Here is a 14,041-nt window from a genome sequence, read left to right on the forward strand (position 1 = left end):
CACCCATGAGCGTACGATCGTACGCTCACGCGTGTACCCTCGTCCGCATGCCGACGGACTACTTCGCGCAGGACCCGCGCACGAACCTGGAACGCATGCAGGCGGGTGACCTCTACATCGCCGACGACCCCGAGATCGCCCGCCGGCACCAGCAGGCGGTACGGCTGGCCGCCCGCTTCCAGGCCGCCTACCTCGAGGACGCGGGCACCGCCCAGTCGATCCTCACGCAGCTGCTCGGCTCCGTGGGCGACGAGGTCCACGTACGGCCGCCGCTCCACGTCGACTACGGCAGCAACATCTCCATCGGGGCACGCACCTTCGTCAACCACAACCTGACCGCCCTGGACGTCGCGTCGATCACCATCGGTGAGGACTGCCAGATCGGGCCGAACGTCCAGCTGCTCACCCCGACCCACCCGCTGGAGCCGCAGCCCCGGCGCGACAAGCTGGAAGCCGCCCGCCCGATCACCATCGGCAACAACGTGTGGCTCGGCGGCGGCGCCATCGTCCTGCCCGGCGTCACCATCGGGGACAACTCCGTCATCGGCGCCGGCGCCGTCGTCACCAAGGACGTCCCCGCGAACGTCGTCGCCGTCGGCAACCCGGCCCGCCCGGTCCGCGACCTCTGACCCTCCGCCATGGCCACCGGACACACCGACCCCCAGCGCCGCGAACGCATCATCGCCGCCACCCTCGACCTCATCGCCGAGGAGGGCGTCGCGGGCGTCTCCCACCGGAAGATCGCCGCGCGCGCCGGTGTCCCCCTGGGGTCGATGACCTACCACTTCAGCGGCATCGACGACCTGCTCCGGGAGGCGTTCGGCCGCTTCACCGACCATTTCGTCGCCGTCTTCGACGCGTACCTGGCGGCACCGGCCGGCCGCGACGAGGCCCGCGCGGCCGTGGCCGACCTCGTCCACGCCCTGTCCGAGGGAAGCCGGCGCGACCTCGTGCTCACCCAGGAGCTGTACACCCTCGCCGCCCGCCGGCCCGCCTACCGGGAACTCACCCAGACCTGGATGCGCCGCAGCCGGATCCACCTGGAGAAGCACTTCGACCCGGACACCGCCCGCCAGCTCGACGCCCTCATCGAGGGCCTGACCCTCCACCGCGCCCTGGCCACCGAACCCCACGGCCGCGACCTCACCCTCGAGGCGATCACCCGCATCACCACACCCCGTCGGCGTGAACCGGGCGACGGGCCCCGGTAAGGCTTCGTCACGTCGAGTGATCTCGCCTGGTGGTGAATATCTTCGGGGGTGAGGCTGGGGAAGTGGAACGGCTCCGCGGTGAGTGGGCGGAGTTCGTTGCCGATGTGTTCGGGCCGTTGCCGCGGCGGGATCCGCGGCGGCGGGGCGCGTAATGTCCGCGGGGCCTGATGCCAGACGGCTGGTGCGAGTCGATCCGGCCGAGGGCCGACCGGCTGCCGGATGACCGACCTGCCCGCCACCACCCGATCACCGGCCCGGCGCGGTGGGCGAAGACGCGCCGGCGGGTCGAGTACGACTACCGCGAACTCGAACACGGCCTGGGCCTGGACCACTTCGAAGGCCGCACCTGGCGCGGCCGGCACCACCACGTCACCCTCGTCACCGCCGCCCAGGCCTCCCCCACCCTCCGGCGGTCCGACCCCAAAGCCCGGATGTCGGCCAGGCCCCCTGCCAGGTACTGGGCGAGCCCCGGAACCTGCTGAGGTGCTGGGCCGGCACCTGCACCACCTGCGGCCCGCCCCTGCCGGCCAGCAGAACCAGAACCCGGCGAAGCCCTACCGGGCTGTTCCGTCCGGATCACGCCTTGTTGCACGTCGGGCGCGCTGCACGGGTGATCCCCTGTGCCGGGCTGGACAGGGTGGCCGCCATGAGCGGTCACCGCGGAAACCAGACCATATCTCCGGTGCTGCTCGGCGTGGATGGCGGCGGCTGGTTGCCTGTCACCGCGGGCGAGTCGGGAGCGGCTGTCTTTCGCAGCGCAGACACCACTCGGTATGCCAAGTGCGTGCCCGCCGCAGACGCAGCCGACCTGAAAACCGAGCGCGACCGGGTCGCATGGCTGAGCGGTCAGGGTGTACCCGGCCCCCGGGTGCCCGACTGGCAGGCGAGTGACGCAGGCGCCTGTCTGGTGACGAGTGCTGTCTCCGGCATCCCTGCGGATCAGGTACCCGCTGAGGACTTGCGGGGAGCCTGGGAACGCATCGCGGACGCGGTCCGCCGACTGCACGAGGTGCCCGTGTCCCAGTGCCCCTTCCACCGGGGGCTGGACGCTATGGCCGCCGTGGCACGCGACGTCGTGGCCCGTGACGCAGTCGACCCCGAGTTCCTCCCCGTCGACCAGCAGCAGACGCCCACTGCGGAACTGCTGGACCGCCTCACCCGGCAGGTCGCACGGCGACGGGAGCAGGAAGCCGCCGACACGGTCGTCTGCCACGGGGACCTGTGCCTGCCCAACATCGTTCTCGATCCGCAGAACCTGGACGTGTCGGGCTTCATCGACCTGGGCCGCCTCGGACTGGCCGACCGTTACGCCGACCTGGCACTGCTGCTCGCCAACGCGTGAGAAACATGGACGGACGAGGAGCGGGCCCGGGCCGCGGACATGGCCTTCGCCGAGAGGTACGGCATCGCCCTCGACCACGATCGCCTGCGCTTTTACCTCCAGCTCGCCCCGCTCACCTGGGGCTGACCGATTTCCTGGGAAACATCGGGCGGACCCGGGGGAAGATGCCGGCGCTGCGGAGTCCGGCCAGGTGAACGGTCGCGGTCTTCTCGTGGCGGATGGCGCTGCCGCGCCACTGCTTCGAGCGGTCGATGCACCGATCGACGGTGTTGCGCTGCCTGTACGTTCCCCGGTCGAAGGCCGGCGGTCCGCCACCGGCCTGTCCGCGTCGCAGCCGGTTGCCGTACCTCTCCGGCGGGTGCGCCCACCGCGTGCCGCTCCGGAACCTGCCGGCGATCGCATCGATCACCTCACGGTGGTCCCGCCGGCGGCCACCCCGCTTCGGCGTCCGCCCCGGGAGCAACGGCTCGGTCCGCGCCCACTGCGCGTCAGCCGACGGCACACCCGGACCAATGGCCGACTGATCCGAACGAAACCGCCTGGCCGTTCGTGCGGCGCAGACCCGGCCTGCGCCGCACGGGCACGGCGGGCGACCCGGCCCGCCCCGGCCGTCATCGCCGTACCGCCCGCCGCCGGCGGAAGCGGGGCCGCCGTCAGGCGTAGGTTTCGAACTCGGCCACCCGGGGCGTGCCGGCCGAACCGGTGATCTCGAATGTGATCTTGCGCAGCGAGGTCTGGGGGAAGGTGATGACCCCCGCTCCGCTGCCGGAGGCGAGGACGGCGCCGGTGTCGGCGTTGAGGACCCGCCAGGACGTGATGGCACCGGCCGAGCCCGATGCCTCCCGAATGTTGATCTTGGACACGGTGGTGGCGGATCCCCACTTGATGGAGACCGACCCGGTGGAGCCCACCGGCGACCAGTAGGTGCTCATGTCACCGTCGCGCACGTTGCCGTAGCTCGTCCCGTCGGCCTTGCCGGAACCGTCGGAACCGGCTCCGATACTGAGGTTGGTCCCGCCGGGCTGGGTCGGTGCCGGGGTCGGCGTGGAGCTGGTCGGCGTGGGCGTGGGCGTGGCGGTGGGCGTCTCGGTCGGTGTCGGTGTCGGTGTCGGCGTCGGCGTCGGACTCGGCGTCTGCGGCGAGCAGTTGCCGTCCGACACCTGCAGGCCCTTGCCGGCGCCCGCCGTCCGGCTCACGACGTCCGGCACACAACCGGCATCGTCGAGGCGGTACGAGTACGGGATGGCGACCGTGGTGTTGGACTTCGGGTCGGGGCCGGCCGGGTTGTTCTCGCTGCCGGGGGCGGACCAGGTCACGTTGTCGAAGATGTTGCCGCCGACCTGCCAGTAACCGGCCGCGTCGGTGTAGAACGTGCCCAGGACGTCCTTGGAGTCCTCGAAGTAGTTGTTGTCCACCTTGGCGCGGGCGCCGGCCCGGGAGTTGATGCCGGACTCGTTGAGGCTCACGTAGTGGTTGTTGTAGATGTGGGCGACGCCGCCGCGCAGCAGGGGAGCGCGGGAGTCGATGTTCTCGTACTTGTTGTGGTGGAACGTGACGTAGCCGTTCGAGAGGTCGCTCTCGCTGGAGCCGATGAGGCCGCCCCGGCCGGAGTTGCGCAGGATGCTGTAGGACAGGGTCACGTACTGGGTGTTGTCCTTCATGTCGAAGAGGCCGTCGAACCCCTCCGACTCCCCGCCCGACGCCTCCAGGGTGACGTGATCGACCCAGACGTTGCGGACGTTGCTCTCCATGCCGATGGCGTCACCGCCGTTGGACGTGGGGGAGCCCGACTTCTTGACGTTCCGGACGGTCACGTTCTGGATGACGATGTTGCTCGAGTCCCGGATGTGGATGCCCAGCTGGTCGAAGACGGCACCGCTGCCGACCCCGACGATCGTGACGTTGCTGATCTGCTTGAGCTCGATCACACCGGCGGCGGTGCTGCAGCTCTCGCCGGACACCTTGGCGGTGTTGGCGTGGTTGATGGTCCCCTCGACCTCGATGGTGATCGGAGTGCTGCTGCTGGCCCGGCCGCACAGGGCCGCGTGGATCGCGGTCCCCGTGGTGGCCCGTACCGTCTGCCCGCCCGCGCCGCCGGTGGTCCCGCCGTTCTGGGTCGCGTAGCCGGTGGCGCCACCGGTCGCCGCCGAGGCGTCGGGTGTCGACAGGAACGCGCCGGTCCCGGCCGCCAGTGCCAGGGTGGCCAGCGCCGCGTGGAGTCGCAATGCGACGGATCGTCTCATCCTCGCCTGCCCTTTCGTCGTCGGATGCCGGGCCGAATGCCGGGCATTGCCGTTGCGTCTCCTGGTTGCCTCCGTGGCCGCAGAGGTTGCCGCCCTTGCCGGCCGCAGAGGTGGCCGCCCTCTCGCACGGCCGAGCGCGGGCCGGCCCGGGAAGGGTTCTTCACCGGTGCACGTTCAAGCCGCGGGCCCGGACCGGTGCACGGTCCGGGCCCGCCCTGACGCCGGTGGGATCATCGGCCGGGGTACAGGGTTCGGTGCAGGCGTTCGGCCACGCCGTCGAGGGTGGCGGCGGCCATGAGCTCCATCAACGGGAGTTCGCAGCCGAAGACGTGCTGCAGCCGGACGCTGAGTTCGGCCCCCATGAGCGAGTCGAGGCCGAGGTCGGTGAGAGGGGCGGTGGCGCTGACGCGCTCGGGAGCCGTCTGCAGGATGCCCGCGATCACCGTGGTGAGCGTGTCGGTGATCAGGGCGATGCGGTCGCTGTCGCTGTCGGCGTCCGCCAGGAGCTGCCGCAGGTTGCCGGCGGCCTGCGGAGCGGACGTGCCGGTGGTGTGCCGGAGCTGAGCGGCGAACCGCGGGCTCGCGACGGCGGGGAGGATGTGGGTGAGGCGTTCCCAGTCCATGACGCCCGCGGCGACGGACGGTTCGGTGCCGGCGGTGAGATGGCGGTCGAGGACGGCCATGGCGGTGGCGGGGCTGATCAGGCCGATGCCGGAGCGGGCGATGGTGTCGGTCATGAGGGTGCGCGCGACGTAGCCGGTGTCGCTGATCCCGCCCCAGGCCAGCGCGAGGCCGGGCCTGCCGTCGGCGCGCCGGGCGCGCATCAGGGCTTCCAGATGGAGGTTGGCGGCCGCGTAGGGGGCTTGGTGGAGATTGCCGACGAGGGCGGCGACGGAGGAGTAGACGACGAAGAAGTCGGTGCCGTGTTCCCTGCTGAGTTCGTCCAGGACCCGAGCGCCGCGGATCTTGGCCGCCAGCACCTTCCTGACGCGGTCCGGGGTGAGTTCCTCCAGGGGCGCGTCGTCCAGGTGCATGGCGGCGTGAATGATCCCGCGTACGGGCTTCCCCTTGCCGGCGGCGTGCCGGAAGACGTGGCCGACGGCCGTACGGTCGGTGATGTCGGCCGCGTACGCGGCGGCGTCGACGCCCTGTTCCTTCAGGTGCGCGAGCAGGGCGGCGGCTTCGGGGGTGGCGGCTCCGCGGCGGCCGATGAGGGCCAGATGGCGAGCGCCCCGGTCGGCGAGGTGACGGGCGGTGGCGGCGCCCAGGCCGCCGAGCCCGCCGCTGACCACGTAGGTGGCCGCGGGGTCGAGCGGCGCCGCCTGGTGCGGTTGCCGGACCTCGACGGGGTCGGTGCCGGTGAAGGTGATGACGACTTTGCCCAGGTGCCGGGAGTGCGCCAGGGCCTCCAGGGCCTCGTCGACGCGGGTGGCGGGGTAGGTCTGGTGGGGCAGCGGCCGGTGGACGCCGTCGGCGACGCGGCGGGTGACCTCGGTGAAGGCGTCCGCGGCCTCGGCCGGGGTGTCGGAGATCAGCCGGGTGATGTCGACGGCGTGGTAGGAGAGGTTGTCGCGGAAGGGCCGCAGGAGCAGCGGACTGTTGGCGTAGATGTCGCGCTTGCCCAGCTCGACGAACCGGCCGCCGGGGCGCAGGCATTCCAGGCCGCGGGCGATGGCCTCGCCCGCGAGGGAGTTGAGGACGACGTCGACGCCGCGGCCGCCGGTGAGCCGGTGCACGTCGTGTGCGAAGGACAGGCTGCGGGAGTCCAGTACGTGCTCGGCTCCGAGGGTGCGCAGCAGGTCGCGTTTGGCGGGGCTGCCGGCGGTGGCGATGACGCGGGCCCCGATGTGGGCCGCGTGGCGCAGGGCGGCCAGCCCGATGCCGCCCGCACCGCCGTGCACGAGCACGGTCTCCCCGGGCTTGAGCCGTGCGCACCGCTCCAGGCTGTGCTGGACGGTGAGGTGGACGGCGGGCAGGGTCGCGGCCTGGGCGTAGGTGAGGTGGCCGGGGATGCGGCCGGTCTGCTCGACGCGGACGGTCACGTGGGAGGCGAGGGTGCCGTGGCCGAAGGCGTAGACCCGGTCGCCGGCCGCCAGGGAGGTGACGCCGGGGCCGACGGCGACGACGTCACCGGCGCATTCCAGGCCCAGCCGAGGCTCGCCGGTGGTGGCCGGTTCGGCGCCGGGGGGCAGCAGCCCCTGGGCGAGCATCACGTCCCGGTAGTTCAGCGCGGCGGCACGCACGCGTACCGTGACCTCCCCGGCTCCCGGCGCCGGCGGGTCGGCGGCCGTCCAGGCCAGGCCGGGTTCGCGTCCGGGACGTTCCAGGCGCAAGGCGTAGTGTTCGCCGGGGCGGGCCGTGCGGACGGCCGGCGGGCAGGCGGTCACCCGTGCGGTGAAGCGCCCGTGACGGCCGAGGAGGATCTCGTCGTCGGCGCCCGGGTCGAGCAGCTCGGGCAGCAGGCGGGCCGCGTCCTCCGCCGGGCTGTCGCCGGGGTGCAGGGAGACACGGCGGACGGTGAGCAGGGGCCGTTCGTTGGCCAGGACCCGGGCGGTGCCCCAGGCCGCGGCGTGCACCGGGGAGGCGGCCGGGGCGGCCTCCGGCGCCGGGAACAGGCCGGTGGGGCCGGTGACCAGCCACATCGCGGCCGTGCCGTCGGCGGCCGGCACGCACGCCCTGGCCGCCTTCTTGATCAGTTCCGTTGCCTCGACGACCGCTTCGACGGCGTCCTCGTCCTCGTCGCCGGCGGCAGGGCCGGACAGGACGCAGACGGCGTGGACGGGGCCCGGCCGGGTGCCGGCCGCGGGGGTCACCTCGTCATCGTCCGTGACCAGGTGCGCGGTGTGGCCGGCGCCGGTGAGGGCGTGCGTCAGCCGGGCGGCGAGCGGCCGGCCGGGGGCGTCCGTGACGACCGCCCAGGTGGTGCGCGCGTCCGTGTCCGGCACGGTCTGCCGCGGTGCGCCTGTGGTGGGGGCGGGGCGCCGGGCCAGGAGCAGGGAGTGGGCGCCTTCGGCTTCCGGCCGGCTGCTGCCGGTGCGGGCGACGGAGTCGAAGCCGCACGCGGCGAGCAGGGGCGCCCAGGCGTCCCCGGGGAGAAGCGGGCCGTTCCGCAGGTCGGTGTCGGTGAAGGACCAGAACTCCTTCAGCAGGCCGAAGCAGGGGCCGAGGATGTCCTCGTCGTGGCTTTCGACGGCCATCAGCTGCCCGCCGGGGGCCAGCAGGCCGGCGATGCGGCGGCAGGTCGCCCGCAGGTCGCGGGTGGCGTGCAGCACGTTGGAGGCGACGACCAGGTCGAAACCGCCGGGGGCGAACCCCTGCTCGGCCGGGTCGGCGTCGAGGTCGAGGGTGCGGTAGGTGAGGAAGTCGTAGGCGGCGAAGCGTGCCTGGGCGCGGGGGAAGAACGCGGCCGAGACGTCGCTGTAGACGTACGCCGTCAGGTGGGCGGGCAGCACGGGCAGCAGATGGCCGGTGAGGCTGCCCGTTCCGGCGCCGACCTCCAGGATCCGCAGGGGCCGGTCCTGCGGCCACGCGCGCAGCATGCGTTCCAGCAGGGCGCGCGCGTACTGCGCGTGCAGCCGCACCTGCGGGGTGTCGGCGTAGAAGGCTTCGACCAGGTGCCGGTCGGCCTCGGTGAACAGCAGCTCGCGCGGGTCGGTGCGGCCGGTGAGGAGGTCGGTCAGATGGGTGCCGCAGCGGGTGTAGACGGCGATCGCGGTGATCCACTCGGGGAAGCGGTCGGCCAGTTGCCGCACCTGTTCGTGCGGCTGCGCGGTACCGGTCGGGCGCCATCGCTCATCGCCGTCCGCTTCCACGCGGCGCAGCAGGCCGGCGTGCTCGGCCAGGCGTGCCAGCAGCCTCAGGTAGGGGAGGTGGTGCGGCTGGACGCCGGCCGCCAGCAGCTCCGCGGCACCGAACGCGTCGCGGCCCGGGACCAGCCGGGCGAAGGCGGCTGCCGCCCAGTGGCCGACGGTGAGCTTCACCCGCGGTGCGAAGGCCGCGTAGTCGTCGGGGTGTTCCGTCTCCAGCCGCGCCCGCCTCGCCCGGGTGCCGGCGACCGACACCTGCGGATCGGGCCACGGGCACGCGCCGGGCACCGCGTCCCCGGGGCGGGGTGCGGCGCGCAGTACCTGCGTCAGCTCCTGCGTCCGCGCCCGCCGGCCGGTCACACCGCGCAGGCGGCAGCCGGTCAGTTGGGCGCAGACGGTGCCGTCCTGGGCGGCGATGGTGAGGTCGACGACGGCGTGCGGCCCCGACAGCTCCCGCAGCCGGACGTGCACGTGCCCGCGGGAGGGGAGGGGCTGCCAGCAGCGTGCCGTACCGATCGCGATGGGCAGGAACACGCGCGGGCCGGCCACGGCCGCCAGCAGCGGTGCGGCGGCCTGCAGGGCACCGTCGCAGACGAGCGGATGGGCCTCGAAGGCGTCCGTGGCGTCGTGGCCGGGCAGCTCGTAGTCGGCGAGTACGTCGTCCTCGCCGAGGCGGAGGCCGGTCAGGACCCGGAAGGCGGGGCCGTAGGCCAGTCCGGCCTCGCGGGCGCGGTCGTAGTGGGTGGCTCCGTCGACGACCGGTCCGCGCAGACGGGCGCGCAGTGCGGCGAGGTCGAGGCCGTCCGGGGCCGGGGCCAGGCAGCGCCGCACGCGTCCCCGGGCGTGCAGGCGCCAGTCGCCGGTGGTGCCGGTGCGTGAGGCGAAGCGGACGAGGCCGTCCGCCGGGGACAGGGAGGTCTGCACCGTCAGGTGGGCCGGATCGTCGTCCCGGGGCAGGGCGAGCGGGCGGACGATGTCGAGATCGGTGACTTCGCAGGTGGCGGCCAGGGCCGCGCGGCCGGCGGCGAGAGCGGCCTCCAGGTAGCAGGTTCCGGGCATGACGACGCTGCCGTCGACCCGGTGGTCGGCCAGCCAGGGGAGGCGGCTGCCGGACAGCTGCTGGTGCCAGGCCGGTTCGGCGACGGCGGCGCGGCGGCCGAGCAGCGGATGCACCAGCGTCTTGTCCTGCGGGACGTTCACCCACCAGTCGGGCTCCCCGTTGTGGCAGCGCTCCCGCTGGAAGGGGTAGGAGGGCAGCGACGTCACCCGGCCCGGGTGCGGGAAGCTGCGCCGCGGCCGGGCGCCGGCGGCGATCAGCCGGGCGGCCGCGCGCCGCACCGATGCCGGGGCGGCCTGCTCCCGGCGGCAGACGGCGAGGACGGCGTCGGCGCCCAGCATGCGGCGCAGGTAGCCGGAGAGCACCGCGTGCGGGCCGATCTCGACGAACTGGGTGCAGCCGGACTCGGCGAGGGAGCGCACCGCATCGGAGAAGAGCACGGGCTCGCGGACGTTGCGCCACCAGTACTCGCCGTCCAGCCGGGGCCCGTCGAGCAGGCCGCCGGTGACAGTGGAGGCGAACACACGCCGGTGCGCCCCGGGCCGAAGCCCGCGCAGCCCCTCGGCCAGATCGTGCCGGATGGGGTCCATGGCGCGGCTGTGGAAGGCGTGGTCGAGGTCGAGTTCGCGGAAGAACACCTCCCGGGCGGACAGCTCCCGGCCCAGCTCCGCCAGCGCCTCGGCGTCACCGGCCAGCGTCACGTCGTGGTCACTGTTGACGCCGGCCAGCTCGATCCGCCCCCGATGGGCGGCCAGTTCCTTCTCGGCCTCCCGCGGACCCAGACCGCAGGCCGCCATCCTGCCGGTGCCGGCGGTGGCCGCCTGAGCCGTGCTGCGCGCCACGACCACCCGGCACGCCTGCGCCAGGTCCAGACTGCCGCTCACATACGCCGCGGCGATCTCACCGACGCTGTGCCCCGTCACCGCGTCCGGCTCGACACCGTAGGAAGCCAGCAACCGGACCAGGCCGGCCTGCACCGCGAACAGCAGCGGCTGCGCCACCTCCGTCAGCCGCAGCCGCGGCGCACCGGCCAGCAGCTCCCCGGTCACCGACCAGCCCAGCAGCGGGGAGAGTTCGGCGTCGACGGCGTCGACGGCCGCCCGGAAGACGGGCTCGGCCTCGAGAAGGTCGACGGCCATCCCCGGCCACTGCGCACCGTTGCCGCTGAAGACGAACGCCACCTTCCCCTCCCGGGCGGCCACATCGGTGACCGCCCGGTCGTCGCCCTGACCGCCGGCCGCGGCGAGAAGCGCCTCGGCGGCCTCTCCCGGTGTCGACGCCAGCACCGCGGCGCGCCGCTCGTAGCGCCGGCGCCGGACGGTGGCCGTGTAGGCGGCGTCGTAGAAGTCCGCGTCCGAGGTGAACTGCAGGTGCTGCGCCATTTGCTCGCAGGCGGCGCGCAGCGCCTGGCCGGTCCGGGCCGAGACGACCACCGGCAGCACCTGGCCCGGCCGGCCACCGCTGCCGGCTGCCGTGCCGTGCCCGTCCGGGGCGGTCGTGCCGTGCCCGCCCGGGACGGTGGCCGGGGCCGCCAGGAGCAGGTGGGCGTTGGCGCCGCCGAATCCGAAGGAGTTGACGCCGACGAGAGGCAGTGCCTGGGGCGGCAGCGGCTGGAGGCGGGTGACGGGGTGGAGGTTCAGCCCGGCGAAGTCGATGGCCGGGTTCGGTTCGTCGGCGTGCAGTGTCGCCGGTACCTGCCGGTGCTTGAGCACCAGCAGCGCCTTGAGCAGTCCGGCGATGCCGGAAGCCGCCTCCAGGTGTCCGAGGTTGGACTTGACCGAACCGATGGGCAACGCCCCCGTGCTGCGGCCGGTCCCCAGCACCCGGCCGATCGCCTCGCACTCCACCGGGTCCCCCGCCGGTGTGCCGGTGCCGTGCGCCTCCAGGTAGGCCAGGTCGTCCGGGAGCACGCCGGCCCGCTCGTACACCTCGCGCAGCAGCGCCGCCTGGGCACTGCTGCCGGGAAGCGCCAGGCCGGGAGTGCGGCCGTCGTTGTTGGTGCCGCCGGCCAGGATGACGCCGTGGATCCGGTCGCCGTCGGCCCGCGCGTCCGCCACCGTCTTGAGCAGCAGCAGGCCGCCGCCCTCCGCTCGGACGAACCCGTCGGCCCGCGCGGAGAACGGGGCGCAGCGCCCCGTCGGCGACAGCATCGAGGCGGAGGAGAAGCCGGCGAAACCCTGCGGGTTGAGCAGGACGTTGATCCCGCCCGCGACCGCCACCCGGGAACGCCCGGCCCGCACGTGCTCACACGCCTGATGGACCGCGGTGAGCGCCGAGGAACAGGCCGTGTCGACCATGACCGACTGGCCGCGCCAGTCGAAGAAGTGCGACAGCCGGTTGGCCACGATGGCCCCCGCCATGCCGGTCATGGTGTAGGCGTTGCCGGACTCCGGCACACAGGACTGCAACTCGCCGTAGTCCCGGCTGGAGCAGCCGATGAACACCGCGGTGTCCGAGCCCTCCAGGCCGGCCGCGTCCACACCGGCGTCGTCCAGGGCCTCGACCGCCATCTCCAGCAGCAGCCGCTGCTGCGGGTCCATCCGGGACGCCTCGCGCGGGGAGATGCCGCTGAAGCAGGAGGCGTCGAAGCCGAAGACGTCGTCCAGGAAGCCGCCGGCGGCCGTGTAGGACTGACCGGGGCGGCGGCGCGCCGGGTCCACGAAGTCGCCGGCCGGGAACCGGTCGGCCGGCACCTCGCCGATCACGTCCCGCCCGGCCGCCAGCACGGCCCACAGGTCGTCCAGACTGCGGACCGCGCCGGGCAGACGGCAGGCGACACCGACGATGGCCACGGCGTCATCGGGCACGAACGACACACGCAAAGACAACGCTGTACTCCGTGAGAGAAAGGGGAGGAAGGGAGGAGGAAGGAAAGGGAGGGAAAGGGAGGGAAAGGGAGGAAGAGCCGGAACGTGAAGCGGAGGACGGTGGGGACCTCCGCGCAGGTGAGGGCCCGCGGTCTACCCGTGGGCGAGGGCGCCACCGGACGGCATGACGGAGGAGTCGCCGAGGCCCAGGGCCTGCTGCAGGAACTCGGTGCCGATCGGTTCCGGTCCGGGCAGGCCCGCCGTGGCGGCGAGCGCGCGCGTCCGGTCGTAGGTGCGGGTGTGCCGGCTGTAGCTCAGGAACCCGGTCAGGTGTGCGGCGACGAACCGCTCCGCCTCCGTGGCATCCGGAAGCGGGCCGCCGGCGCACTCGATGCGCAAGCCGGGATACCGCTGCTCGATGGCGCCGATGAGACGGGCGATCGGCGTGGGCTCGGGATGGACGACGTGGTAGGTGTGCGCGGTCGCACCCCGGTGGGACCCGTCGTGGCCGATGCGGACCATGGCCTCGGTGGCGTAGGTGTCGGGGACGATGTTGAACGTGGCCTGGGGCGCTGCCGGCAGGCGCAGACGCAGCCGGGTGCCGTCCGGGCGCCGAGCGGGGATGCCGGGCGCCCCGCCCCGCGCCACCGCCTCGATCATCTGTCCCAGGACCGACAAGGGGTGTCCGGCTGCCTCTTCCGGCGACACGGAAACGGAAGCGGAAGCGGAAGCGACGATGCTCGGCCGGAGGACCACCACGGGCCGCCCGTGCTGCCGTGCCCACCGGCGCACGAGCTGCTCCGCCGCGAACTTGGAGGCGTCGTAGTGGGTCTCGAAACCGTAGGAGTCGTCGAGTTCGTCCTCGAGGACGTGGCCGTCGGGCCGGGCGCCGGCCACCGCCATGGTGCTCACGTGCACCATGCGGCACTGCCGTGCCGTCGTCGCGGCGAACTCCAGGACCTGGGCCGTGCCGTGCACGTTCACCCGGTGCAACCGCTCCCGCTCACCGCTCAGCGCGATGTCACCCGCGCAATGCCACACGGCGTCCACGTCCTGCGCCAGACGCCGGTACAGAGCCGGGGAAAGCCCCAGCCAGGGCTGGGTGACATCGCCGCTGACGCACCACAGCCGGCCGCGCACCTGCTCACCCGGCATCCCGCCACCGTGCGCCCCGAGGGCGCGCAGCACACGGCCCCGCAGCGCGGAGGGCTCTCCTCGGCCGAGGGCGATCACGCTCCGCGCGCGGGTGGTGAGGAGGAGATGAGCGATGCGGGAGCCGAGGAAGCCGGTGGCTCCGGTGAGCAGGATCGACACGGCACCAGCATGGACCACGCCATCCCGCTGATCAAAACAGAGGGTAATCATTCGAACGCAAAGAGCATTCTATCGTTCCGGGGGGCGGGCCCGGGCACGCGAAAGCCGTCGGCCGCCCCTCTGCGGTCGGCCGACGGCGCTCATCGCGCGCGGGCCGGGCCCACACGGAGTCCGGGCCGGCGACCGCCACCGTGGCGGTGCTCATCGCGCGCGGGCCGGGCGGGGCCCGGTCCGCGCCGGAACCGGCCGGCCGGACGGTGC

The 14,041-nt window shown here is 73.4% G+C and carries 5 protein-coding genes and 3 pseudogenes; 4 read left to right on the plus strand and 4 right to left on the minus strand.

Annotation, left to right across the window (positions count from 1 at the left end; translation table 11 throughout):
- Positions 1-47: 47 nt before the first annotated feature.
- The 4 genes and pseudogenes from ABZ340_RS06130 (at position 48) to ABZ340_RS06145 (ending at position 2,679) form a co-directional block, all read left to right on the plus strand.
- Positions 48-629: a sugar O-acetyltransferase gene (locus tag ABZ340_RS06130; protein ID WP_358780541.1), complete on the plus strand. Its 582-nt coding sequence runs from the start codon at positions 48-50 to the stop codon at positions 627-629.
- Positions 630-638: 9 nt separating this feature from the next.
- The gene (locus tag ABZ340_RS06135) at positions 639-1,211 is read left to right on the plus strand and encodes a TetR family transcriptional regulator (RefSeq protein WP_358780542.1); all 573 of its coding nucleotides are present in this window, start codon (positions 639-641) and stop codon (positions 1,209-1,211) included.
- Positions 1,212-1,492: 281 nt separating this feature from the next.
- Positions 1,493-1,693 (plus strand): annotated as a pseudogene (locus ABZ340_RS06140) (IS701 family transposase); the annotation flags it as partial.
- A gap of 164 nt (positions 1,694-1,857) precedes the next feature.
- Positions 1,858-2,679 (plus strand): annotated as a pseudogene (locus tag ABZ340_RS06145) (APH(3'') family aminoglycoside O-phosphotransferase).
- Positions 2,680-2,752: 73 nt separating this feature from the next.
- Here the strand turns inward: ABZ340_RS06145 and ABZ340_RS06150 are convergent.
- The 4 genes and pseudogenes from ABZ340_RS06150 to ABZ340_RS06165 form a co-directional block, all read right to left on the minus strand.
- Positions 2,753-3,055, minus strand: a pseudogene (locus tag ABZ340_RS06150) (transposase); the annotation flags it as partial.
- A gap of 151 nt (positions 3,056-3,206) precedes the next feature.
- The gene (locus tag ABZ340_RS06155; protein WP_358780543.1) at positions 3,207-4,796 is read right to left on the minus strand and encodes a pectate lyase; all 1,590 of its coding nucleotides are present in this window, start codon (positions 4,794-4,796) and stop codon (positions 3,207-3,209) included.
- 230 nt (positions 4,797-5,026) lie between these two features.
- Positions 5,027-12,466, minus strand: a complete 7,440-nt coding sequence (locus ABZ340_RS06160; protein ID WP_358780544.1) for an SDR family NAD(P)-dependent oxidoreductase — start codon at positions 12,464-12,466, stop codon at positions 5,027-5,029.
- Positions 12,467-12,619: 153 nt separating this feature from the next.
- Positions 12,620-13,780, minus strand: a complete 1,161-nt coding sequence (locus ABZ340_RS06165; protein WP_358780545.1) for an SDR family oxidoreductase — start codon at positions 13,778-13,780, stop codon at positions 12,620-12,622.
- Positions 13,781-14,041 lie beyond the last annotated feature (261 nt).

Origin of the sequence: Streptomyces sp. NPDC006134 (genome assembly GCF_040628835.1) — a bacterium.
GTDB lineage: Bacteria > Actinomycetota > Actinomycetes > Streptomycetales > Streptomycetaceae > Streptomyces.